The organism is Pseudoalteromonas sp. SG44-1 (genome assembly GCF_014164315.1).
Taxonomy (GTDB): domain Bacteria; phylum Pseudomonadota; class Gammaproteobacteria; order Enterobacterales; family Alteromonadaceae; genus Pseudoalteromonas; species Pseudoalteromonas rhizosphaerae.
On sequence record NZ_JACJEW010000007.1, the window covers coordinates 114,905 to 140,750 of the forward strand.

The 25,846-nt window shown below is 41.9% G+C and carries 20 protein-coding genes; 7 read left to right on the forward strand and 13 right to left on the reverse strand.

Annotation, left to right across the window (positions count from 1 at the left end; translation table 11 throughout):
• Positions 1–25 precede the first annotated feature (25 nt).
• Entirely contained in the window at positions 26–1,480 is a 1,455-nt protein-coding gene (locus tag H5187_RS05280; RefSeq protein ID WP_182739588.1) for a sulfotransferase, read from the forward strand.
• Here H5187_RS05280 and H5187_RS05285 read toward each other — a convergent pair.
• Entirely contained in the window at positions 1,434–2,348 is a 915-nt protein-coding gene (locus H5187_RS05285; RefSeq protein ID WP_145236199.1) for an alpha/beta hydrolase, read from the reverse strand. The two genes, H5187_RS05280 and H5187_RS05285, sit on opposite strands and share 47 nt — an antisense overlap.
• A 123-nt stretch (positions 2,349–2,471) precedes the next feature.
• Here H5187_RS05285 and rlmF point away from each other — a divergent pair, with 123 nt between their 5' ends.
• The gene (gene rlmF / locus H5187_RS05290; RefSeq protein WP_182717825.1) at positions 2,472–3,419 is read left to right on the forward strand and encodes a 23S rRNA (adenine(1618)-N(6))-methyltransferase RlmF; all 948 of its coding nucleotides are present in this window, start codon (positions 2,472–2,474) and stop codon (positions 3,417–3,419) included.
• Positions 3,416–4,429 (forward strand): low-specificity L-threonine aldolase, encoded by a 1,014-nt coding sequence (ltaE, locus tag H5187_RS05295; RefSeq protein WP_182739587.1) that lies wholly within the window; start codon positions 3,416–3,418, stop codon positions 4,427–4,429. Before rlmF ends, ltaE begins: the two co-directional genes overlap by 4 nt.
• Here the strand turns inward: ltaE and H5187_RS05300 are convergent.
• The 12 genes from H5187_RS05300 to H5187_RS05355 form a co-directional block, all read right to left on the reverse strand.
• Positions 4,406–4,996 carry a thymidine kinase gene (locus H5187_RS05300; RefSeq protein WP_145236208.1) on the reverse strand — a complete coding sequence of 197 codons (591 nt, stop codon included), beginning with the start codon at positions 4,994–4,996 and terminating at the stop codon, positions 4,406–4,408. The genes ltaE and H5187_RS05300 overlap by 24 nt on opposite strands.
• Positions 4,997–5,084: 88 nt before the next feature.
• The gene (locus H5187_RS05305) at positions 5,085–5,936 is read right to left on the reverse strand and encodes an amino acid ABC transporter substrate-binding protein (RefSeq protein WP_246175464.1); all 852 of its coding nucleotides are present in this window, start codon (positions 5,934–5,936) and stop codon (positions 5,085–5,087) included.
• 76 nt (positions 5,937–6,012) lie between these two features.
• Entirely contained in the window at positions 6,013–6,486 is a 474-nt protein-coding gene (locus H5187_RS05310; protein ID WP_149980090.1) for a methylated-DNA--[protein]-cysteine S-methyltransferase, read from the reverse strand.
• The gene (locus tag H5187_RS05315; RefSeq protein ID WP_149980089.1) at positions 6,483–7,844 is read right to left on the reverse strand and encodes a DNA-3-methyladenine glycosylase 2 family protein; all 1,362 of its coding nucleotides are present in this window, start codon (positions 7,842–7,844) and stop codon (positions 6,483–6,485) included. Before H5187_RS05315 ends, H5187_RS05310 begins: the two co-directional genes overlap by 4 nt.
• A gap of 78 nt (positions 7,845–7,922) precedes the next feature.
• Complete coding sequence (locus H5187_RS05320; RefSeq protein WP_182739586.1) at positions 7,923–8,549, reverse strand: superoxide dismutase; 627 nt, start codon at positions 8,547–8,549, stop codon at positions 7,923–7,925.
• 30 nt (positions 8,550–8,579) lie between these two features.
• Positions 8,580–9,086, reverse strand: coding sequence for a hypothetical protein (locus tag H5187_RS05325; RefSeq protein ID WP_182717821.1), 507 nt, complete (start codon positions 9,084–9,086; stop codon positions 8,580–8,582).
• Positions 9,087–9,175: 89 nt separating this feature from the next.
• Positions 9,176–9,667: a GNAT family N-acetyltransferase gene (locus H5187_RS05330; RefSeq protein WP_149980086.1), complete on the reverse strand. Its 492-nt coding sequence runs from the start codon at positions 9,665–9,667 to the stop codon at positions 9,176–9,178.
• A 27-nt stretch (positions 9,668–9,694) separates the two neighbouring features.
• Complete coding sequence (locus H5187_RS05335) at positions 9,695–14,443, reverse strand: PAS domain-containing protein (protein ID WP_182797614.1); 4,749 nt, start codon at positions 14,441–14,443, stop codon at positions 9,695–9,697.
• Positions 14,444–14,551: 108 nt separating this feature from the next.
• Positions 14,552–17,692, reverse strand: coding sequence for an efflux RND transporter permease subunit (locus tag H5187_RS05340; RefSeq protein ID WP_182797615.1), 3,141 nt, complete (start codon positions 17,690–17,692; stop codon positions 14,552–14,554).
• Between the two features lie 11 nt (positions 17,693–17,703).
• The gene (locus H5187_RS05345; RefSeq protein ID WP_182797616.1) at positions 17,704–18,924 is read right to left on the reverse strand and encodes an efflux RND transporter periplasmic adaptor subunit; all 1,221 of its coding nucleotides are present in this window, start codon (positions 18,922–18,924) and stop codon (positions 17,704–17,706) included.
• Positions 18,921–20,180, reverse strand: coding sequence for a TolC family protein (locus H5187_RS05350; protein ID WP_182797617.1), 1,260 nt, complete (start codon positions 20,178–20,180; stop codon positions 18,921–18,923). The genes H5187_RS05345 and H5187_RS05350 overlap by 4 nt, the downstream gene beginning before the upstream one ends.
• Positions 20,181–20,233: 53 nt before the next feature.
• The gene (locus tag H5187_RS05355; RefSeq protein WP_182762251.1) at positions 20,234–20,614 is read right to left on the reverse strand and encodes a hypothetical protein; all 381 of its coding nucleotides are present in this window, start codon (positions 20,612–20,614) and stop codon (positions 20,234–20,236) included.
• Between the two features lie 166 nt (positions 20,615–20,780).
• On the opposite strand from H5187_RS05355, the gene H5187_RS05360 reads away from it, so the two are divergent.
• From H5187_RS05360 to H5187_RS05375, 4 genes are all read left to right on the forward strand, one after another.
• On the forward strand, positions 20,781–21,644 hold the full coding sequence (locus tag H5187_RS05360) for a cation diffusion facilitator family transporter (RefSeq protein WP_182762249.1): 864 nt from the start codon (positions 20,781–20,783) through the stop codon (positions 21,642–21,644).
• A 112-nt stretch (positions 21,645–21,756) separates the two neighbouring features.
• Positions 21,757–22,830 carry a PepSY domain-containing protein gene (locus H5187_RS05365; RefSeq protein WP_182762260.1) on the forward strand — a complete coding sequence of 358 codons (1,074 nt, stop codon included), beginning with the start codon at positions 21,757–21,759 and terminating at the stop codon, positions 22,828–22,830.
• Positions 22,831–23,119: 289 nt separating this feature from the next.
• Complete coding sequence (locus H5187_RS05370; RefSeq protein WP_149980079.1) at positions 23,120–23,401, forward strand: hypothetical protein; 282 nt, start codon at positions 23,120–23,122, stop codon at positions 23,399–23,401.
• A 121-nt stretch (positions 23,402–23,522) separates the two neighbouring features.
• Positions 23,523–25,661, forward strand: coding sequence for a TonB-dependent receptor (locus tag H5187_RS05375; RefSeq protein WP_182797618.1), 2,139 nt, complete (start codon positions 23,523–23,525; stop codon positions 25,659–25,661).
• Positions 25,662–25,846: the final 185 nt, after the last annotated feature.

Genomic DNA, 25,846 nt, shown 5'->3' on the forward strand with positions numbered 1-25,846 from the left:
AACTAAAAAATAAAAAAAGTGATGCATGTTGCTAAAAAAAGCTAACCAACTACTTGCCGAAAACAAACTCCAAGAAGCGGAGTTTCACTATAAAACCTTGCTTGAAAGTGATCCCCAAAATGGCGAGGCACTATTTGGTTTGGGCCGTATTGCCCTGCGCTTAGAGCGCTTTGATGCTGCAGTTTATTTATTACAAAGAAGCTGTGAACGTCTGCCTAATATGTTGGAGCCACTGCACGCGTTAGCGGATGCATTTAATGGCGTTAATTCGCCAAATGATGCATTAACCGTACTGGAGTACGCAAAAAGCATTGCTAGTCATAACCCAGAGCCACACTATTATCTCGCACAACATTATTTAACCCATGGCGAATTAGATAAAGCACACACCACCTTTGCACAAGCACTAAGTATTGGTTTATATCCTGTCACTGCTTATATTTTATTTGAACTGGTACAACTTGGCCGCTTTGATCAACAGCATAACTACATCAGTAACTTGCATCATTTACTCACACAAACCAATAATTTACGTTTAAAAATGGTTTGTTATTACGCCTTGGCAAAAAGTTATGATCAACTCAATGATATAGAACAAGCTGTAAATTATTATAAACTAGCCAATAAATTGCAGCTGCAATTGAGTAGCTTCAACACTGAACAATTAACGCCGTTTTATCAAAGTATTATGCGTTATAACCCAAAAAGTTTATTTGCCACTATCAAGCCTGGATTTACTGGTACTGTTACGCCCGTTTTTATTATTGGCATGCCACGCAGTGGCTCAACATTATTAGAACAAATGTTAGCTTCACATAGTGAATTTGCAAGCCTTGGGGAAGATCGCTGTATTAGCTCGCAAGTTGTTGCATTCATAGAACAACAAACCAAGTTGCCCTACCCTGAATGTATCAGCGCACTAACACCGCAACTGATTGAGCAAGCGCGGGCTCTTTATACCGCACGGTTAAAACAAGCAAAACCTATTCGCGCGTTTATGATCAACAAATTGCCCGCTAATTATCAATCGTTAGGGCTTATCTATTTATTGTTTCCAAATGCTAAGTTTATTAACTTGCAGCGCGATTTTAATGCCACAGCTTGGTCCGTTTATAGTAATTACTTTGCAGAAAATGAACCTTATTTTTGCTCATTATCTGAATTTAAACGTTACTATGATTTATACCAAGGTTTGATGACGCATTGGCAACAAGCAATACCTTCGGCTATCTTAGATGTTCATTATGAGCAACTGATCAGCGAGCCGCGCGATACGTTAAAAAGCGTATTTACATTTTTAGGTACCGCATTTGAAGCACAATGTTTAGACTTTTATAAATCAAAAAAACCAGTTACCACGCTTAGCAAAGCAGCTGTACGAAAACCGCTACATAACCGTGCAATAGAACACTGGAAACGTTTTGAAACGCCACTCAGGGCGTTGCTGAATGACGCTCAAACCACGTCACTAGATCCTTAAATTGATCTGCTTTAGCACTGGCGTGCGTTAACATATTAATATGATCGTAATCATATTGATGGCCGTGTTTTTTCCCGTACATTTGCAGGTGTTGAATACCAGTACCTGACTCGGCAATAAATTTTTCAATATCAATTTGTTGTGCAAGCGCTTTGTCTTTCACCCCCCCTATGTGTAAGGTCGGTGGCAAACTTAAGCCAGCCACAGCTTGCGCGTAATCAAACCCGTCGTCGCTATCTAACCATGGTTTACGTTTAGCCCATTGCATACTTTGATAATGCGACTTTTTAGTTTCATCATCACTGCCCCACTTGAGTCTTTTGGCGGGTAAATAACCATGTTTTTTAGCCAGTATTGGCGCTAAAAAATACCAAATCAAATTTCCTTGAAGGTATTTTTGTGGATGATGATTATAAAGCGAGCGTTTAGTACCAAAGTAAGCACATGCTTTTACATCATTGATATACTGTGGGAAACGCGCAAACACACTGTTCATTAATACACCACCCCACGAATGGGCTACCCAATACGCTGGTGGTCTACCTTCACGCTCGGTAATTTTAGCAATAAAAGCGGGAATATCTTCAATAATAGCTTCGGTTTGGCCATAGTGAGCATGCTTTGAGATAGCCGGTTTGCTGTCACCACGACCTCGTAGATCAGCTACATAACACACATATCCTTGCTCAGCTAAAAAAGGTGCTAACCCCTTATTTGAATGCGTATAAAATATTTTGCCATTTTCAACAGCACCATGCATAAACAACACAGCTGGCCCAGCGGCTTTGCTGTTATCTGCTATGCGGCGCAAATGTAATGTTTGTAGCTCAGTTAGTTTAATAAATACTGATTCTTGTACGATCGCCATTTCAGTTCCTTGTTGTCATTGTTATGAACCGCAACTCATCCTACCAGTAATTTAAACAAGATCACACGTCAATGTGTTTCTCTGGTAAAATAACTTTTTTGTTTGTTAAGCTAATTATTTGTTATGAAATCAACACCATTAAAATCAAAACTACACCCTCGAAATCGCCATAACGAAGGCTATGATTTAGACTACCTAAGTATTCAAGTGCCCACTTTAAAACCATATATCGTGCTTACTCCCAATGGTACTAAAAGTATTGATTTTAGTGATAACAAAGCAGTAAAAACGCTTAATCAAGCACTTTTGCAAGCGTACTATAACGTTGATTTTTGGGATATACCTGAACACAACCTTTGCCCACCGATTCCAGGACGCGTTGATTACATTCACTACTTGGCCGATTTACTAGCAAACGATAATCAAGGCGTTATACCTCAAGGCAGACAAGTTAAAGTGCTGGATATAGGTACTGGTGCGAACATAATTTACCCGTTACTAGCAAGCCATGAATATAACTGGAGCGTCACAGGCTCAGATATAGATCCGAGCGCTGTAAAATTAGCCAAACAAATCGTACAATTTAATAATCGCAAAATTACCGTCAAGCTACAAAAGCAGTCGCAGCATATTTTTCAGGGGGTAATAAATGCAAAAGAGCTTTTTCATATTACATTGTGTAACCCTCCTTTTCATGCCAGTGAACAACAAGCGGCTCAAAGTAGCGAGCGGAAATGGAAAAACTTAGGCAAAGCCCCTAAATCGGCTTTAAATTTTGGCGGGCAACATAATGAGCTTTGGTGTGAAGGTGGCGAAGCGCAATTCATTTGTACCATGATCGATGAAAGTGCCCTATTTGCTGAGCAGTGTATGTGGTTTACCTCTTTAGTTTCAAAAAAAGAAAACTTAGCCACGTTACAAGCACAATTAAAAACACACCCTGTGGCTGAAGTTAAAATCATTGAAATGGCGCAAGGGCAAAAAGTGAGTCGCTTTATTGCGTGGAGTTATTTTGATCAACAAACTCGCCAAGAGATCAGCCAGCAATTTACACAACCGGAGATATCATGATTGATTTTCGTTCTGATACTGTCACTAAGCCCTGCGCTAAAATGCGCGAAATTATGTTCAATGCCCCTTTAGGTGATGATGTATATGGTGATGATCCCAGTATTAATAAATTAGAAAGCGTTGCAGCACAGCGTCATGGCTTTGCCAGTGCATTGTTTTGTAGCTCCGGCACCCAAGCAAACTTATTAGCGTTAATGGCTCATTGCGAACGTGGTGATGAATATATTTGCGGGCAAAATGCACACAATTATAAATTTGAAGGCGGTGGCGCGGCAGTGCTTGGATCAATCCAACCGCAACCTATCGAGAATGAAAATGATGGCAGCCTCTGCTTTGACAAAATACGCGCCGCTATCAAACCCAAAGACTTTCACTTTGCTAATACCCGCTTACTCAGTTTAGAAAACACCATTGGCGGTAAAGTGCTGCCATTAAGTTATTTAGCCCAAGCGCGTGAGTTCACTCACAGCCATCAATTAGCACTGCATTTGGATGGTGCTCGCGTTTATAACGCTGCGGTTGCGCTTGAGGTAGATATTACCGAGATAACTAAACACTTTGACTCCGTGTCTATTTGCTTATCAAAAGGCTTAGGCGCACCAGTCGGCTCATTACTACTTGGCTCTGTTGAGCTGATCAATAAAGCAAGGCGTTGGCGTAAAGTACTTGGCGGCGCTATGCGCCAAGCTGGTATGCTGGCAGCCGCTGGCCACTATGCACTTGAGCACAATGTTAGCCGTTTAGCCGACGATCACAGCAATGCGCGTTACTTAGCGCAGCAGCTCAGTGCCATTGAAGGCTTTAACGTTGACTTGTCGCGCGATACAACCAATATGGTCTATGCAAATGTTGCTGATAGTGTTGATATTAATGCCATTGCACAGCAACTAAAAGCACAAGGGATAGTATTCAGCCCAAGCAAAACTTTGCGTTTAGTAACTCATTTACAGATCACTCGAGCCGATATTGATCAATTTATAGCAGCGTTAACTTCGGCGCTGCATGTTTAACGCAGCTTTATAGTGTTTGCGGCACACCGACACATAACGGTCGTTGCCGCCAATTTCCACTTGATTACCATCGGCAATCGCTTTGCCTTGCTCATCCGTACGCAATACATGGTTCGCTTTGCGACCGCAATGACACACCGTTTTAAGTTCAACCAGTTTATCAGCCCACGCTAGTAAGTACTGCGAGCCGCTAAATAACTCGCCTCTAAAGTCATTACGCAAGCCATAGCACAACACCGGAATGCCTAATTCATCCACCACATCGGTCAGTTGCATTACTTGCTGACGTGATAAAAATTGACATTCATCCACCAGCACACAATGACGTTTTTGTTCACTATTAAGCTGTTTGATCAGTTCAAAAACATCTTTGTCAGCATCAAAAATATGTGCATCAGCTTGTAAACCAATTCGAGAAGATACCTTACCAACACCAGCACGATCATCCAATGCAGCCGTTAAAATAACGGGCTCCATGCCGCGTTCGCGATAGTTAAATGCCGATTGTAAAAGCGTGGTAGATTTACCTGCGTTCATTGCAGAATAATAAAAGTACAGCTGAGCCATGAAAATGCCTACCCTGAAAAAAGTGCGCTAATGCTACCTTAATCTTGATTGAACATCACCTTTTTTACCCGTGTTATAGAACTATAACTCAACGGTGCCTGCTACTGACGACCCTAGCTTCGTGATTAGTTTTATCTAAATATTCAACATACAGCTTGGCATTATCTTGTGCAGCGATGGTTTGCCAAATACGTTGACTAAGCGCCTTATGCTGTTGATAAAACTGCTTAGAGAAAAGCAAATAGCCTTGGGCTTTTTCAAGTGGAGGATAAATGGCTTGTACTTGGGCTGTTTTATACCGGAAGTTTGATACTTTCCGATCGCCAACTTGGCACACGTCAAGCGTAGCATCAACGACTCCACGGTCGATCAACTCAACGGCTTTTTCGACTGAGGAAGTATGTTGAACAAAAAAAGGCTCTTGATGTAATACCTTGCCTAAGTCATAACCGTTCGCAATAGCTAATGTAAAAGCCCTGGTCTGAAATACTTCGCGGCTTTGCCATTGCTGGTGAAATTTTTTTCCGCCGATGAGACAACTGCCAAATTCACTCACTGCAAAACGCGGATCCAGTTGCTGAGTTCCATCCATTGGGTATTGGGCAAATTCAGTTCGTTCAGGTCGATAGGTAGCAATAACCGCATTCACTTTATTTGTACGCAGATCATTTAAACAACTTAGCCAAGCTTTACGCTGATAACGAATAGACAGTTGTGAAAGTGTATTATCAAGATTTTGTAGGATTTCTAGCGATGCTTCTGGTTGAGTACCTAACATTTCATTGCTTTGCGCTAAAAACATCGGCGCGACAGTTTTATCTTCATAACAAAAAATTAGTTCAGTTGAGTTAGCAATTGCCGCTGTTGATAGCAAACTACACCCGCTACTGAGTACCAATAACGCCAATAAATTATCCCTAACACGTTTATTTTGTTTCATTTTATCTTGCTCCCTAGACGTTTCATCTAAAGTGTAGACCGAAAAAATGAATTGTTTAGTAACTAAACCAAAAAATTTAGATGATCCCTTCGTGCTCAAGTAACCACTGCTTGCGCTCTAGCCCACCCGCATAGCCGGTCAATTTACCATTGGCACCAATAATACGGTGACACGGCACAATAATACTGATTGGGTTTTTACCATTAGCAGCCCCCACTGCGCGAACTGCCTTAGGATTATTGAGTGCATGAGCAATATCTGAATAACTCTGTGTTTGTCCAAATGGCACCGCGGTGAGCGCTTGCCATACCGCTTGTTGAAAAGCAGTGCCATGGGTGGCTAGAGTGACATCAAAGGTTGTTCGCTTGCCTGCAAAGTAGTCATTAAGCTGCGCAGCACAATTTAAAATATGTGGCTGCTCAACATCTGAAAATGGGGTTTCTGAGCACTCTATAACTGGATAAAAGCCCACATAACTGACCCCGTGTTGGTTACCTTGAATAATAATCTCATCAATTGGGCTGGGTATGCGGGTTTGGATAATAGTCATGTTAGCTGCTGCCATAGTTGAAAGGTTAAATAGGAGCGAAATGGCGCGCACATCTCATCATTAAATGGTTTTGCCCCCGCTTGGGCTTTCTTTACGCCTAAATCTCCCGCTAATAAAATATCGGGCTGACTTTGGCCGCGTAATTTTGCATAGTTTACTGTCCAAGGTCCAATCCCTTTGAGTGGCAGCCATTGATCAAGCTGATGACAATCAGGGTTATCGGCGCAAAACTGCGCTAAATTACGCAGCGCATTCTTTCTCGCTTGAGGCATTTTAAAAAATGCCAGCTCACTGTTTGCCACTACCTCAGGGGTTGGAAAATACACTCGCTCGCCATCTTGTTCGCCCAGTTCATCCACCAGCTGAGTCACTAAGTTATGCGCGGCAGTTACACTTACTTGTTGGCCAAGTACCGCACGAATACCAGCCTCAAATACCGACCAAATACCCGGTAACCGCAATCCTTGGGTTAACACAATTGCCCCTTGAAGTTGAGTTGCTAGGTGTTGTTCGATTTGCGCAGTATCGGCATCTAAATCGAGCACCCTGCGAATTTCACTTAAAATAGGCTGTAAAAAGCGCGGCTGATCAATATCAATGCTGACTAAAAAGTGATGTTTGTGCTCTACAAACTCAGCCGTAAACTGACCTTGGCAATGCTGATTTTTAAAGCTGCGACCATAATATGTCTCGCCAAGCCACTCAAGAGGTGAAATTAACCGCTTAGCTAAAAATTGCTGTAACGCAGTCCAATTATAAGGGGGCCGAAAAGGTAATTTAAGCGTCAACATCGCACGTGTTGTGCTGCGCTCACCACGCATTTTTGACGGGCAAATATGTAACTGCTGTAAAAACGCATCATTAAAGCGACGAATACTATTAAAGCCCGCTGCAAAAGCAACTTGAGATACCGATAAATTAGTTTCTTGCAGCAGTTTTTTAGCAAAATGACATTGATTAAATAACCGATACTGAGTTACTGAGATACCAAAATGTTGCTGAAATAACTGCCTTAAATAGCGGCTACTCACGCCGAGTCGCTCAGCTAACTGTTCACAGCTTTGTTGCGTTGTTAAGTCACTGTCTATCAGCTGTTTGGCTCGCAGCGCTGTGGTTTTTGTTCCTTGCCATGCGCTACTTCCAGGGGCGCTATCTGGACGACAACGAATGCACGGGCGAAATCCAGCCTGGGCAGCATTGTGCGCATATTGAAAGTACTCTACGTTTTGCTCTTTTGCAGTAGGGGCAGGACAAATTGGCCGACAATAAATACCGGTGCTTTTAACACCGATGAAAAAGAGTCCATCAAAACGATGGTCGCGGCTTTGTCTGGCAAGTTGCCAATGGCTAGTATCCATAAGGTGCTCTTAACTATACATCTGCTAATAGAGTACGTGAAAAAACACAGTTTACTAGCCATTTTCGGCACTCAACCTTTATTCGCTGATTGATTTACTGGTAGCAGCTAAATAACGACGCTCCACTTCAACCCAATTAATAACATTATAAAATGCTGCGATATACTCCGGGCGGCGGTTTTGGTATTTCAGATAATAGGCGTGCTCCCACACATCTAAACCTAAAATCGGCGTGTTGCCGTGCATTAATGGACTATCTTGATTTAAACTACTTTCCACCACAAGCTGGTTATCTTTATTAACACTTAGCCACGCCCAGCCACTGCCGAAGCGACTAACAGCTGCCGCTGTAAATGACTCTTTAAAGTTATCAAAGCCGCCAAGCTGCTCTGTGATCGCATCTAATAAGCTCCCTTTTGGCTGATCCCCACCATTGGGGCTCATTACTGTCCAAAACAATGAATGGTTTGCATGTCCGCCACCATGCTCTTGCACTACTTTTTGCAGCTCAGTTGGCAACGTGTCAATCTTTGCGAGTAACTCATGTACATCAGTATCACTATACTGGGTATTTTCAAGTGCCGCATTGGCTTTATTGATATATGTTTGATGATGCAAAGTATGGTGGATCTCCATAGTTTTAGCATCTAAATGTGGCTCTAACGCATCGTACTCATATGGTAATGGGGGTAATGTAAACGCCATAATTGTTCCTTGTCGGATTAAGATAAGTGATCAATGCACAGTGGCAGTTTGATCTGGGGTGTAACTTAACGTCTGATTGATTTGTTCTATTAATTGCGGGTAATGACTGTGCAATTTGGCAAACTGTACTAACTCTGTGTAGGTTTTGTGATGATGGTGCACAACCACTGTACGCACCGTATCGCATGGATGCTGGAGCAAATGACTTAAACTTATATGCACATCACACAAACACTGACACGCTTGCTCTGCTTGGTTCATGGCTCGATATGTATCCGCTAAATTATGAGCGGCAACAACGAATGCGGGGCAGCAATGTTCAATTGCGCTAATAACTGACTGGCATATTTTTGCTTGGCTAAATTGGCTTAATAAACGAGCTGAGAGGGTGTGTGCTGTCGTGTATTTATCGCGAGCTTCAATTAAAGCACCGCGTTCAAACGCTGTATTTCCAGCAATGATGTTGGCTTGCCAAGGACTTAATACTTGCTCAACCTGAGACAATTTATTGCTGCTGTGAAACTGTGGGTGTGACATAAAAATCACCTGCACAAAATTAAATGATGTGATTAATTTACACAGTCAAACAACTTAATGCAAATGATTTTTATTTATATTACGTATTTTTATTTCTCGGCAAAATCAATTAATGCTTGTCCTGTAAGCCGATAAATGATCCACTCATTTTGTGGCTCTGCCCCCATACTATTGTAAAAATCGATCGCAGGTTGATTCCAGTCAAGTACCACCCATTCAAAACGGCCACAATCTTTTGCGATAGCTTGGCGTGCCAAATGTTGCATAATCAGTTTACCCGCACCATTACCTCGGCTATCTGGGCTGACATATAAGTCTTCAAGGTACAAGCCATTCTTGCCAAGCCAAGTCGAATAATTGTAAAAGTACACCGCAAAGCCAATTGGCGTATCGCCTTCAAAACAAATCAAACTATGCGCTGTTGCACCTTCACTAAACAGGGTTTTTAAAATCGCCTGTTCATCGGTTTTAACCGCATCGGGCTCTTTTTCATAAATTGCCAATTCGGTAATAAAATGCAAAATAGTAGCAGCATCCGAAGGCTGCGCATCTCTTAAGGTAATCGTTTTTTGGTCTGTCATAAGCTCTCTTATTTATTACTGCATTGTTTAATACTGATCTAGTTTATCTTTTAATATTTGTAGTTGAATTGGTTTAGCCAAGTAGTCATCCATTCCAGACGCTAAACACAGCTGTTTGTCTTCATCCATTGCATTGGCTGTGAGTGCAATAATTGTGATCTGTTGATGTTTAGCACCCGCCTCACCGGCACGAATTGCGCGAGTAGCGTCAAATCCATCCAGCACCGGCATTTGGCAGTCCATGAGCACTAAATTAAAGTGTTCTGCAGGTACTTTCGCTAAAATATCAAGGGCTTGCTGACCATTCTCCGCTAGCGTTACGGTAAAATTCAGTTTACTTAACATTAGTTTAGATACTTGCTGGTTAATCGGATTGTCTTCAACCAATAAAATATGGCTATTTGCTCTATGCTGATCACTACGCAGTGAGGATATATAACTTGATGTCACTAAAGGTAAATCGGCGCTACCACCATGAGCGATCACCGCCATGGCACTGATCAAATCAGCCGTAGTGATAGGTTTTGGAAAATACGCTTGGAACCCTGCATCGCTAAAACGTTGTACTCCTTCCATGCCAGCAATACTGGTCATCATTACTAATGGCATTGCTTTAAAATCATCATCGGCTTTTAATTTTCGACACAGTGCTAAGCCATCCATTCCTGGCATTTGCATATCCAACACGGCAATATCATACAAATTAAGTTTATCTGCAAGGCGCTTTTTACATAACTGCAAGGCTTGTGCTGCATTACAAGCAAGCTCAACTTTTGCACCCCAATGAGCAAGCTGTTGGCTTATCACAATCCGATTGGTTTCGTTATCATCAACCACCAATATAGTGAGCTTGGTCATATCTATGGTCGGTATACTACGCTCAGTGTCACTTCCCGCCTCTAGCATCACTGTCGCGGTAAACTCACAACCATGCCCTACCTCACTGACTAACGTTACTTCTCCACCCATTAACTCACACAATTGTTTACTAATCGCCAAACCTAATCCAGTGCCGCCATATTCACGCGTAGTCGAGGCATCTACTTGCGAAAATGGGCTGAATAAATCTTCTTGCTTGGTTAGATCAATTCCGATGCCAGAGTCTTTTACACAAATACTGAGCTGATATTGTTGTTCAATAGGAGTTACTGATGCGCGGATCACTACTTCACCTTGCGCAGTAAACTTAACAGCGTTACTCAGTAAATTGGTCAGCACTTGGCGAATACGCCCCGGATCGCCTTTAAATTGCACCGGTGTCACAGCCACTAAATCAATAATGATTTCGATATCTTTATCTTGCGCCGCAAGGGCTTGAGATTCCGCCACCTCTCCGAGTAAATTACAGACATTGAAGTTGATACTTTCTAGCTCGATTTTACCGGCTTCAACTTTCGAAAAATCTAAAATATCATTGATCACCGACAATAAAGAATGCGCGCTATTTTTTGCTATCGCGACTTTCGTTCGCACCGGCTTGGTCAACGCTTCAAGTTCGATCAGCTCAAGCATACCCAACACCCCATTCATTGGGGTACGAATTTCATGACTCATGGTTGCTAAAAATTGACTTTTTGCTGTTGCAGCAGCATTGGCTTTGACTAATGCAATTTTCAGCTCTTGGGCGGTTTGCTTACGCCTTTGCGACATTAACACGCTGCCCACTAAGGTCGCTAAAGAGCGTAAATAGGTTTCTTCATTTTGGCTCCAACAGCGATAGCTACCGACACTTTCCGCACAGAGCACTCCTAATATACCCTCACCGGTAGATATAACGGCATCGAGCATCGAATTAATATTTAATGGTGTTGTGTAAGTGTCAATCAATTCGGCGGTTGCAGGATGGCTATTAACATCATTAATTGCCACTAAACCTTGTGCAAATATTGCTTGGTAATAAGCGGGAAATTCACTCGCTTTAAGCACTAAAGGCTGCTCAACAAAACCTTGATCATCGATAAATAAACTCACGCACGTCATTTCATCGCTAGCTTCATCAAACACCCACACTGCTGAGCGTTGCACATCAAGTACATCACACATTGACTGCGTCACTAAATTTTTTACTACATCGAAATTACCTGCCAATAACTCAGGTGAGACGGTTAAACTCGCTAGGTTTTTATTATATTGGTTGGCTTTTTTACTCTCTAATTCGAGATGTTTATAAGTATCAATATTTTGAAATGAACCATACACACGCACGCAACGTTCATTTTTAAATTCAACTTGCCCTATCGACTTAACCCACCTTTCATTGCCTAACGCTGTGACAAGGATTAACTCAATTTCCCAGCTATTACCATTAATAACTGCATCTTCAAACAGTTCGCTAATTTTATCACGATGTTCACCTTGCTTATAAAAATCAAGAGCTTGCCCTATTACTGGCTGGTAGTCGTCAGCGACTTCATGAATTGCTTTGACTTCATCGGACCAATACATTGTCTGTGCTTCTAAATCCACTTCCCAGGCACCAATTTGGCCTTGTTTACTCATTGCTTCAAGTAAACTTTGTTGGCGATAAAGTGTCGATTGAGTATGATAACGCTCGGTTATATCATGAATAAAACCATCTAAATACAATACGTTGCCAGCCTGATCATACACTGCTTGACCTTTTTCATGTACCCAATGAATACAGCCATCAGAAGCGACCAAACGGTATTCTAATGACCATGGCTGACGAGCATCAATATCGACTCTCACTTTCTCAGCCACGCTAGCAACATCATCCGGGTGAATTAATTCAACAAAGCTAAGCTTATGATTATCAACTAAATCATTTGGTTCATAGCCGGTAATAACTTTTGTTTGTTCACTCAGGTAGAGCATGCTCCATTGGGCATCGTATTTACATCGATACACAATGCCTGGAATATTGCCGACCAGAGACACAAATCGGTCGCGACTCAATTGTAATTGTGCTTCTGTTTCTTTTCGCTCTGTAATATCAAGGTGAGTACCTATCATTCGTTTTGCAGAGCCATCACTATTGCGCTCAACGATACGTCCTGTGGTCAGTACCCACACCCAATGTCCGAGACGATGCAACATACGAACTTCGCAGACATAATAATCGCTCTCACCCGCAAAATGCTGCTCTAAAAGCTGCCCTGAAGTAACAAGATCATCTGGATGAGTATATTTGTTCCATGTATTAAAATCAGTTGGTTGTAGTTCTTCCAATTTATAACCGATAATACTCGCCCAGCGGTTATTAAAGTATGCTTTGCCAGTATCTACATACCAGTCCCAAATCCCTACTGCAGTGCTGTCCAACACTAATTGTAATTGTGTTTTGTGTTGTTCGAGTTCAAATTCTTGTAGTTTTAATGCTGTGATGTCGGTGCGAATAGCGATATAACTTTGGGGCTTGCCCTGTTCATCTAAAAAAGGCGCAACTGTAGTATCGACCCAATAAAAGTCACCATTTTTTGCTCGATTACAGATTTGCGCATGCCATACATTGCCTGCGGTTACGGCTTTATACATGTCCTTAAAAAAATCTTTAGGATGAGTCCCAGAGTTTAAAATACGGTGGTTTTTTCCTAACAATTCACTTTCGCTGTAACCGCTGATCTCACAAAATTTCTTATTAACAAAGGTGATCGTGCCCTTGATATCGGTCACAGCAACAATTGCATGTTCATCAAGTGCACTTTTTTGTTCCGCTAACTGTTTTAAGGCAAGCTGAAGCGCTGTGCTTTGATGCTCTAGCCGTTCTTGCTGTTGTACCTTACTACTGACTAAGTGTTCTAGATCAATCGACAGCTGATGTAATTCACTACTGTCTTCCAGAATAGGAATATTGTTGCGCTCACCTCGGGTTATTTCAGCGCTGGCATTGGCAAGACTAATGAACGGGCGAGATAAACGTCGTCCAAACCACCACGATAGAATTAAGATCACTAAAAATGCAAAAGCATTAGCAACCACAGCTGCAAACTTATAGTCACTGGCACCTTGCAACATAACGGCTGCAGGCTTTTCAACCAATAGCTGCCAGCCTGTGGCGTTTGCAAAATTCAAGTCCGTTAAAATGGCATAGTGTAATGTGTCATCTATTTTTCGATAGGTAAAAACCTGTTCAGTATTTGCCACATTAGTAAAATAATCAGCTTTTGGTAATACACTCGGGTGCAATTGGGCACCTTTGATTTCACCTGCTTTCACAATAAAGAAAGTTAGTCCCTCATTATTATTATGAATATGTTCTAAATTATCGAGCAAGCCTTGAAAATTTATATTCGCTAATACTATTGCATAAAGTCCGCGTTGCTCGTCTATCATAGGTAACGCCACAAAATGATGTGTTTCAGCCCCCATTGAAGATATAAATACACTTTTTTGCCCTTGCTCAATAGCCGCTAGCATCGCAATTAACTGATCACGATTTAAGGCTGAAAACGCACTGTTATTAACTGGGTTTGGGGTATTTGAGGGGTCGAAGATAATATGAATTTCATTGACAAAATCATATCGATCAACAAACTCATCAATCAGTAGCCGTTTATTTAGCTGGCTATGACTTAGTTGATCATTTAATAGATATAGGTCTTTAATGTGATCTGCAAACCAAATATTCGCAAATTGCTTACCAATACTGCTTAATTCACCAAGTTCAGTTTGGGCGCTTTTTTCAAGGGAGTTGCTTACATGTTGAAGACTAAACCAAGACATTAAAAATAATGGTGCTAGCGCAATGACAATAAAAGTAACAATCAGTTTCGTCCGTATAGATTGGCTTTTATTTTTTAACAGGCCATTCAGCATTGTATTTCCATAATCAACTTTTTATTGTTTTAGAAACTTACTTATATTAATGCACTAAATAGCACAAGACGCAAGTTTATGCGCCTTGTGTAAGGTACTGCAGTAGAGCTAGTTTTTATTCCCATTGACACGGTAAAACTGCTGACTAAATTGAGTGTAGAGTACCGGCAATACAAATAAGGTAAGAAAGGTTGCGGTAAATAATCCGCCAACAATAACCGTTGCTAATGGTTTTTGAATTTCAGCGCCGATCCCTGTTGATATCAACATGGGTATCAAACCAAGCGCTGAGGTTAACGCCGTCATTAGTACGGGTCGCAGCCGAGATAGTGCGCCATTAAATGCTGCGCTTTGTAGACTATCTCCCGCTTTAACGCGATTATTAATACTCTCAACCATCACCACGCCGTTAAGCACAGCTACCCCAAACAAGGTAATAAAACCCACAGAGCTTGGCACTGATAAATATTGCCCTGATACGTAAAGTGCAACCACACCACCAATAACAGCTAACGGCACATTGACTAAAATCAGCAATGCTTGGCCTATCGAGCCAAATGCAAAATACAAAAGTAATGCAATCAAAGCCAGCGAAATAGGCACCACGATAGATAAACGCTGCTGCGCACGTTGTTGGTTTTCAAATTGACCGCCAATACTAATGCTATAACCTGACGGTAAATCAACTTGCTCAGCTATGGCAAGGCGAATATCCGCGACGACTGAGCCCATATCGCGCCCTTGTACATTGGCTTGGATCACTACTCGGCGCTGAACGTCATCACGACGCACTTGTGGCGGACCAGATTCAATATTAACCGTTGCGACATCCCCAACCCTAACCACGGCACCTGTCGGTGATAATAAACGCAGGTCTGCAATGGCTTCTGGGCTGTCACGAAACTCTGCCCCAATGCGCACATAAATATCATACCGCTCATTGGCATTAATAATTTGCCCTGCCGCAGTGCCGCCAATGCCATCTTGCACTATCGACATTAAATCCCCCACAGATAAACCATAGCGAGAAAGTGCTAAGCGGTTCGGTTTTATCACTAATTGTGCTTCACCAGCAATTTGTTCCATTGCCACATCTTTAGCGCCAGCAACACCTTTTACAGCTTGCTCAATTTGCTGCCCTTTAGCGACTAACACATCTAAATCAGCACCAAACAGCTTAATCGCTAGTTGCGCTTTCACCCCTGATAGTAGCTCATCCACCCGCGTGGCTATCGGCTGTGAAAAGTTAAACAATAAACCAGGAAACTGCGCTAATTTTTGTTCCATTAACACTTGCAGTTGTGCACGATTAGCAGCTGATTGCCATTCACTCACCGGCTTTAAACCTAAGTAAATTTCAATATTATTAACTGGCTCTGGATCCCCCCCGACTTCTGGGCGACCAATTCGGCTAAGTGCATACTCAACTTCAGGAAAGGCCAATAATATCGCTTCCAACTTAGGAGCGACCATTAATGCTGTATCCAAGCTTGCCGAAGGTGCCAGTGTTACCCGTAAGTTAATAGTGCCTTCTTCAAGCTCTGGCACAAACTCAGTGCCTAGTTGCGGCAATAAGATACCAGCAATCACCACTAATATTCCCGCCAGCGAGATCACCGTTTTACTTGCGTTCATTGCCCAGCGTAAACATATTTGATAAGTTTTATCTAACGGCTCAAGTAATACACTGCGCCTAACTGTGACACCTTTAGAAAATAAATACACTGCCATTGCTGGCACGATTACTAGCGCAACAATCACAGCAGAAATAATGGCTAACATGATACTTATAGCCATTGGCTGGAATAATTTAGCTTCTACACCTTCAAAACTAAACAGCGGCATAAACACGACTAAAATAATTAGTGCAGCAAAAAATACCGGCCTGGCAACTTCTTTAGCCGCCACAGTAATCAATTTAGCCGGTGAGTGATCAGCATGAGTATTGTTAGTTAAGTGACGAAAAATATTTTCCACCATCACCACCGAGCCATCCACCAGCATACCAATTGCCACAGCAATACCACCGAGTGACATCAAATTAGCCGAGAGCCCTAACCACGACATGACACATAAAGCCATACTAATGGAGATTGGTATAGACAATAAAACCAATAATGTGGCGCGTAAATTCATTAAAAATAACGCCAGCACAACCACAATAAATACAAACGCTAATAGCAAGGCATCCACCACAGTATCAACCGCTTTGGTGATCAAATCAGCTTGGTCATATAACGGTTCAAACGTTACCCCCTCTGGTAGTGCTTGATTGATCATCGCAATCCGCGCGCTAATACCATCAATGGTTTGCTTGGTATTTGCACCAATGCGTTTTAATACCACCCCTGTCACCACTTCACCTAATGATTGCACATTACCTTGACCATCTTTTTTACTCATCGTAGCGGCACCTTGGCGAATTTCACTGCCAAGCGTCACCTCTGCCACATCGGCAATGGTGATCACTGTGCCATTGATGGTTTTCAATGGCGTTTGTGCTATTTCTTGCAGCCCTAGTGTGCCGGCATTAAACCAACCTGTTCCACGAATAACTAACTGCTCTTGGCCGCGGTTCATATACCAGCCACCTACATTAGTGTTGTTTTCTTCCAGTGCAGTTACCACTTGTTGTTGTTCGAGCTGATAAGCCAATAACTTATTTGGGTTAAGATTTACTTGGTATTGACGCACATCACCACCGAACGACAGTACTTCGGTAACCCCATCAACAGGTAGAATAAGCAATTTGACAATCCAATCGTTTAAGCTGCGCAGCGCCATACTATCCAAGCCAGACTCAGGTGATGCCGCTAATAAGTATTGGTAAACCTGCCCGAGCCCTGACGTATTCGGGCCCATTTCTGGCAAGCCAATCCCGTCCGGGATCAGTTCTTTCGCTGCTTGCAAACGCTCAAATACCAGTTGGCGGGCAAAATAGATATCCACCCCTTCTTTAAAAACCACGGTAACACCAGAAAGCCCCGTTTTAGAAATCGAACGAACTTGCTCTACATCAGGTAATGCATACATGACCGCTTCAATTGGGTAAGTGATCAGCTGCTCAACTTCAACGGCAGCCAAACCTGGTGCTTCGGTATTAACAGCCACTTGCACATTGGTAACATCTGGAAAAGCATCAAGGTTGAGTTTTGGGATCACCACAACACTGGTGACAATGAATACACAAAGAGTCAGCAAAACCAGTAGTCGATTAGCAATCGCACTATCTATTATATTATTAAACATAGTGTTAGCTCCTAATGGTTGTGCGGATCAAAACCGCCTTTAGCTAGTGCTGATGCGACAAAAAATGCTCCTTGAGTAACGACTTTAGTGCCCTCAGCTAATCCTTTAATTTCACGAAGCTGACCAAACCGTCGGCCACGTTCAATTTCAGTTGCTATAAGTTCACCGTCTTCATCTTGCACATATACCGCCCAATCACCATCTGGGTTCCTAAGTAGAGCTTGCTCTGGTACTGCCAACACTTGTTGCTCAGTTGAAAATTCAAAATACACGTCACTAAACATCCCTGGGTGTAATTGATGCTGGCTGTTTTGTACACTTAAACGCACAATCCGTGAACGAGTGATCTGATCTATAGTGTGTGCTTCTTGGATCACCTTGGCTGGGTATGTGAATTGATTCACTTTCACTTGCGCTATTGTCCCTGTATCAATATTAATGGTTTGATTTGCCGACAATTGCGCTTCAACCCACAGTAGACTTTCATCAGCAATCAGCATCAGTTCAATTCCCGCATCGACCCGCTGCCCTTGTGCAAAATTATCACTGAGCACAGCCCCTGACGTACCAGCAAATAATGTGTACTCCCCCAGTTTATCGGCTGGGCTGACCGCACTTTGCGCAATTGCTTTAGCCGATAAACCAAACGCCACAAGTTGACTGTGAGCCACTTCATATTCGGCCTTGGCTGTGAGTAAGCGTTTTTCGCTCACCGTACCTTTGCCCATTTTTTGCACCCGCTGCCACTGTGCTTTAGCTAATCGATAAGTGGTTTGTGCACTGGCGACCTCGGCACTAAATAAAGTCACTAACGGTGCGCCTACTTGAATATGTTGTCCTAAGGTTGCGTGACGTTTCACCACAATTGAATCTACCCGTGGCGACAACACATAACTGCTATAACCATTAGCTTTGATTTCACCAGGGGCATACAACTGCGCTTGATAAGTGCGCTTCACTAATGGGCTGATCTGCACATTTGCTAAACGCATTTGTGTCGGGGTTAAACGTACCCCGCCGGCTTGATCATGTTCAACATTCTCACTCGGTTGTACTGCTGTGGTAGCACTATGATCAAGGGCTGCATCTGGTGTATGAGCGTGCGGTGCTTCTTCACTGTGTTGATGACCTGTTTTTGTATCATCAAACTTTTGTTGTGCAACAGTGGTTGCCTGCCCTAAATTGCTAAAAATAAATAGCAGAGCAGAAAGAATAATTTTTAAGCGCGTCATAGTGCAGCTCCATCAGTTAGGGGATCCGTAAAGGTAGAAATATAATGGCTAAGTTGACCACTTTGCGTTAACCAATTCACACTCGCCAGTTGGCTCTGCTGAACAATTTCAATGCCAGCAAGTAATCCTGAAATACGCTGTTGGCGCATGGTTAGGTACTCAGCGGTACTGATATCACCGCTTTGCCATTGTTGCTCTATCAACGTAAGGCTGCTATCTGCATTTGCTTGGTTAATCGACTGCCAACGCTTAACGCGCTGAGCGTACGCTTGCATCACCTCTTTACTGGCTTGCGCTTGAAACGTCATAGTGCGCTTTAAAGCTTGATATTCGGCTTCTTTTGACATCACCATAAATTCTGCAGCTTGATATTCATCGCTAAAATTATTCACTATATTCAGCGGCATAGAAAAACTCACAGAGACAAGGTTATCATCACCATTTTTACCTGCTACAAGCCCAATGGTTGGTTTGACGGCTCGCTCTGCTTTGATCACCTTTACTTGCTGACGCTGTTGTTGCCATTGTGATTTCACCAGCAAAAGTTGTGGATGTTGGACCACATTTTCAGTATCTGTAGTGAGTTTAATACCACTGAGTAACTGTTCAGGTGTCAGCTGTCCATCTTCGTGCCACGTTGGTAACAGTGCCTGCACAGCTAATTTAGCATCTGCATAAGCACTGGCTTGTTGGGCGGTTTGATTCAAAATTTCTGATAGTGAGTACAATGCTAATTGTTCATCCAGCAACCCGACTTCTCCGGCCGCTCGACGGCGCTTAACCACGGTAACTAAACGCTCTAATTGCTGCTCTTGCTGTTGCGCTAACTGAAAAGCTGCTTTACTACTGCGCCAATTGATAAGCGCAATCAGGGTTTGTTCAACTAATTGTAAATACGTTAATTGCAAACGCTGCTGCTGTGCAACCAGTGTAAGTAGCGCCGCACTGTGTTGTGCCTGTTGTTGATCATTAATATCAAATGTTTGGCTCAGCCCAATACTAAAATTATTAGCATCGCCTTCTTTTTCAATACTCGACTCAAGGTTTGGATTATATAGAGATTGCCCTGCGGCTCGCACAGATGCAGTGGCACTTTGCAGCTGCTGAAAATCAGCCTGTAAATTTGGGTGTTGTTTTAATTGCAACAACAACCAGGTTAAATCGCCGGTATTATGCGTTGGCGCAGCCAATGCGGGTGGTGCAGCTAATACAGTCGCACACAGACAAGCAAACCCAAATGGTTTGTATAAATTCATAACATATACTCTTACTAAATAAATCGGTGACCATGATGTTGGCCAGCTAAAAATTAACTTAGTGAGTGAGTAATTGGAGGGCGTAGATCAGGAATAAGCAGACGCGAATTAAATGCAGGGGCGTTCAAACTAATAATGTCGTAGCTTGGTAAATTGACATACTGCTGCCACGGCTCAGTAAAAAATGCGGGGATATGACATACATGACAATGCGCATCATCGGCGTTATCAGCTAAGGCTTGGCTTAATTGCTGATGTTGCAGTTGATGAATATCATGATCGTTATTGACAGAGCAGTGTTCGTCTAATTGACTTTGTTGATGTAATAATTGCGAAGTTACATTAATAGCAGTGTTATGATCAGCCACGTCAAAACTATCCAGCACAGGCTGAAGTAGTACAAACGCTAAGATTAACAACACTAATTGCTTCAAGCAATATATCCTTTGAACGATTTCCAAGCTAACTTAACACATCTTTTCGTTACTGAGAAGTGCTTAACCGCTCGCGACAGATGCCAACTTTATGCCGCTGGCTAATTCAGCAATGCTCATTTAGTATTGTAGTATCAATATAATAACAACTTAGGCAATACTGAATATGGCTCATCAACATTCTCATAGTCATCACAATGACGACCAAAGTGATCGCCAGCTAGGCTTCGCTGTTTTTATCAATGTGCTACTTACTATTGCCCAAGTTGTTGGCGGTCTCATCTCTGGCAGTCTGTCTTTAATTGCCGATGCACTGCATAACCTCAGTGATGCAGCGGCTATTTTTATCGCATTAATCGCCCGTAGAATTGGTAATAAACCCGCTAACGAGCACTATCATTTTGGTTATAAACGTGCAGAAATTTTAGCCACATTGTTAAACAGCAGCACCTTAATCATTATTGGTGGATTTTTAATACTAGAAGCCATTGACAGCTATTTTAACCCAACCCCAATCGATGGCTGGATTGTAGTGTGGGTGGCAGCATTAGCACTAGTAATTGATGTTGCGACGGCGGTGTTGACCTTTCGTGCGGGGGCAAAAAATAGCATGAATATTCGCGCTGCATTTATTCATAATGTGTCTGATGCTATGGCCTCGATCGTGGTAATTGTGGCTGGTACCTTAATTATTCTCTATCAATGGTATATTGTTGATTTGATTGCCACAGTATTCATTTCGGCATATGTAATTTATCACGGGGTATTACTACTGATTGAAAGTTGCAAAATTCTTATGCAAGCTGCGCCCAATAACTTTAATCGTGAAGCAATCACTAATGCGTTACAAAAGCACTTTACAATTAGCCAAGTACTCAGCATTAAAGCCTGGCAAATTGATGAGAAAACGACCTGTTGTGAACTGGTGATCATAGCTACTCAGCCACTTGATATTGACGCAATTAAAGACTATTTACACCATGAATTTGCTATTGAGCAATGTATTATTGAATATAAACAGCCACAATAACAAACCATGATGCGAACTCATAATTGCATTTAATCGGATTTTTATTGAAAACAGCTCGCGTTCTCATTTATCATCGCATCTTTATTTTTATAAATATCATAGGATATCTGTGTTGTTAAAGCTGTGGTTACGCCGTACTCATTTAATACTGACATTAGTTAGTGGGCTGTTTTTGATCTGTTTAAGCATCACCGGCGCTATTTTAATTTACGCAAAAGACATTCAGCAAATCATTAACCCGCAATATTGGACAGTAACCCCGCAATCAACACCACTGGCCTATCCGGTGCTTATCAATACGCTGGCTATTCACTCCAAACAAAATGTCACTTTACTTATGCCAGAGCAGCAGCCCACTGTTGCATGGCAAGCCCAGCTTGCTGATAAAAACTATATCAGCGTTAACCCATATACCGGACAAGTACTGCTCAAATATGATTATTACAGTACAGTGTATGGCTTTACCATGGCCGTTCATCGTTGGCTATTATACCAAGATACAGATGGCAAAAAGCCGCTGCGCAATTGGGTCTCTATCTGTGCGTTAATTTTTATTATCAATATATTCGTTGGCGTATACATGTGGCTTAAACCTAAAAATCGCCTAAAACGTTTAGTAATAAAACCCAAGGCTAAATTACGTATTTTGCTTTACCAACTCCATACAGTGATTGGCATGTATCTATTTATCCCTCTTATTTTAATTGCCTTTACTGGTATGGCATTTCACTGGAAAGACGAGACCAAAGCAGTGCTTGAGTTTGTAACACAAAATAATGTAGAGGCACGCCCTAAAGCGCCGGAACTCGAGGTGCCAAATATAATCAATGGCGATAACTTTGCAGTGGCTATACAAAACGCATTAGCTGTATTTCCTGAGGCTGAATTATTTCGTATCTATTTGCCTAAAAAAGCCAGCGACCCAGTTGCACTTAGAGTAAGAAACCCTGATGAAAGTCATGCTTATAGTTGGGTATGGGCCGATCAATACACCGGTCAAGTCCTGCAATCTTACGATGCCTCAAAAGCCAACCTCACAACTCGCGCGTGGAATTTTAAATACAAATTTCATATTGGCGATTTTGCCGGTTTTTTGGTGCAAATGTTATGGCTATTGGTTGCACTACTGCCTGCTTTTTTTACTATCAGCGGGGGTTACTTTTGGTATAAGCGCCATTATAGATAACCCAGCATTATAACGTTTTAATAAATCAGCTCGCACTGGTGATGTTGAACAATAACTTTAAGTTCACACCACCAGTAACACTGTCAGATCAACTCATGCCACCCTTACCTTTCAAATAACTGCCGTTCCTGACTCGATGTAAATGTACTTTTTGCCTTGTGGCAACTCATACTTTAAACAAGTGACGTTGCTTTATTTTTCCTATTTTAGCTCCTAAAATTAATCGTACCAATTACATGGAATTAATCACTTATTAGCGCATCAGGAAAAAAGCTTAAGGACGAGAGCTATGAAAAGTGTTCTATTATTATTTATAATCAACCACTTGTGCTTTTTTATAGCAGCCGAGTTTTTTACTGGCACCTTGAGCAAACTATCAGGTAATAGCTTTCTCTCAGTGATAGGAATCATTTATGCCTTTGTGGGTTTTCCACTCCAGCTACTTATTGAGCTACTACTGCTTATTGGTTTTTGTTATCAACTTTTTAATGTCGGAAAATATCAAGCAAGTGCGCCGCTTTGGTTGGCATTTTTTGCAAGCATAATGCTGATGTTTAACTTTTTTGAATAGCAAAAAACAAAATGCAATTGATAATAACTATCAATACCCTTGCCTTTACACTTCTTTACACTTATTATTGCGCCAATAAAAACAGCAATATCTCATAATTACATAGTCGTAAAGGATCTTCATGTTTAAAACCTCTTTCACTTTATTAGCCCTCGCTGTAAGCACTGCCACTTTTGCCGATGAAGCAATCAATAAAAACCAATTAACCGATACGCAAATGGAGCATGTGGTTGTCTCTGGTAGCCGTGTTTTTGAAAGCATTGATGAGGTTCCCGCATCAATTACTATTATCAATCAACAGCAAATCGAAGAGCATTTAAAAGTAAATCCAGAGCTACAAAGCTTACTTGCGCAAATGGTGCCGGGCCTTGCCCCTGATACAGGTAGTTCGAGTAATACCGGGCAAACGCTGCGTGGTCGCGCACCACTTATAATGATTGACGGCGTGCCGCAATCAACCCCACTGCGTAATGGCTCTTTAGGTATAAAGAGCCTCGACCCAAGTGCTATCGGCCGCATTGAGGTGATCAAAGGTGCCACCTCTATTTACGGTAACGGTGCATCAGGCGGTATTATTAATTACATCACTAAACAAGCAAAAAGTGATGGTAAAACCGAAGGTGAAATAAGTTTATCGAGTCGCTTTAGTGCGGTAAAACTTGAGGAAAGTGCCGGTGCAAGGCTATCAGCAGCCATTAATGGCCGTGCTGACAAATTTAGCTATTTAGTTACTGCCAGCTATGAAGAAAATGGCGTACAACGCGATGCCCAGGGTGACATACTCGGTTTACAATATGGTTTATCTGACGCAGTTACACAAAACTACTTTACTAAATTGGGCTATGATTTTGATGACGAAAAACAGCTACAATTTAGTTATAACTACTTCAGTTCGCAGCAAAAAACTGACCTTGGCGATGTTGCTGGCGATATCAGCTTAGGCGAAAAAACCTACGCAATCCATGTACCACCTGAATTACAAAAACAAGGTAAACCACAAGGCCCCGAAGGCAACGAAAATATCACCCTAAAGTACATAGACTACGCGCTATTTGATAACACCCAAATGACCTTAGATCTTTATATGCAAGATATAGAAAACGTGTTTTTCTTCTCCCCCAATCTTGCTAATCAAGACGAAAATTATGACGGCGGCCAGTCAATTATAAGATCTGAGAAAAAAGGCGCACGCGCAACATTTAATACCCTAATAGATTTTGATTCTATCGAAGCCTCATTTATTTATGGTATCGATGCATTAACCGATGTGACTTCGCAGCCACTTGTTGATGGCCGTATCTGGGTTCCAGAGATGGATATGCAAAGTGTTGCTGGCTTTTTACAAACCAAATGGGTGATTGCTGATGACCTTATTGTCAAAGCCGGTGTTCGCAAAGAAAGCATTGATTTAACGGTAGACGACTACCGCACACTTAAACTATGTAAAACGCCAACTCAGTGCTCAGTACCTATTAACGTTAAAGGCGACACTATAGATTACGATGCGACAACCTATAATGTTGGTATTAAGTACAACCTTGATGAAAAATTCAGCCCATTTTTAAGCTACTCACAAGGCTCCGATATTTCAGATATTGGCCGTTTGTTGCGTGCTGCCACGGTAAACGATATTGGACAGATCCAAACTGAAGCCTCGATCATCGACAACTATGAAATTGGTTTTAATTCACAATTTGATAATGTACGTATTGAAGTTGCCGCCTATCGTAGTACCTCTGAACTTGGCACAACCAATAAATTTAATGAAGTGACCGGCGTATATGAACCAGTGCGAGCACCACAGGAAATTTGGGGCTACGAAACACTGGTAGATTATACAATTTCTGCAAACCTAAAATTACTGGCAACGTATAGCTATGTTGAAGGTAAAAACACCGAAGCAGATGTTTATTTAGGTTCTAAACAGATCAGCCCACCAAAAGCGACAGCTAACCTAAACTGGCAACCTAGTGATGCTATGTCACTAACATTAAGTTACCTGTATGTCGGCGATAGAAAACGCTTTGCAGCAAATGACGATGGCAAATATGTGGGCGATCAGGGCCCAGTTGAAAACTATAATATTTTTAACTTATCTGGCCAATACCAATTTGCTGATAACTGGCAAGGGTTTGCAGGTATCGAGAACTTATTTAACGAAGATTACTTTCCAGCCCGTGCTCAGTCATATACATTCGGCGGCTACAACATCAAAGGTTTAGGAACAACAGCAACTGTTGGCGTTAAATATAAATTTTAAGCATCATTAAACTCGTTCATTGCGCGGTGCAATGAACGAGCCTTTCTTAATTTCATCTTTAACCTTAAATATAAATAGCAATCTGTTCACAAAGCAACCAACAATGCAAACTTAAACGAGAATCACACGCAATATTAACCATATGATTTAAAAGGAAAATACTTGCAATCTTGTGATTTTACACT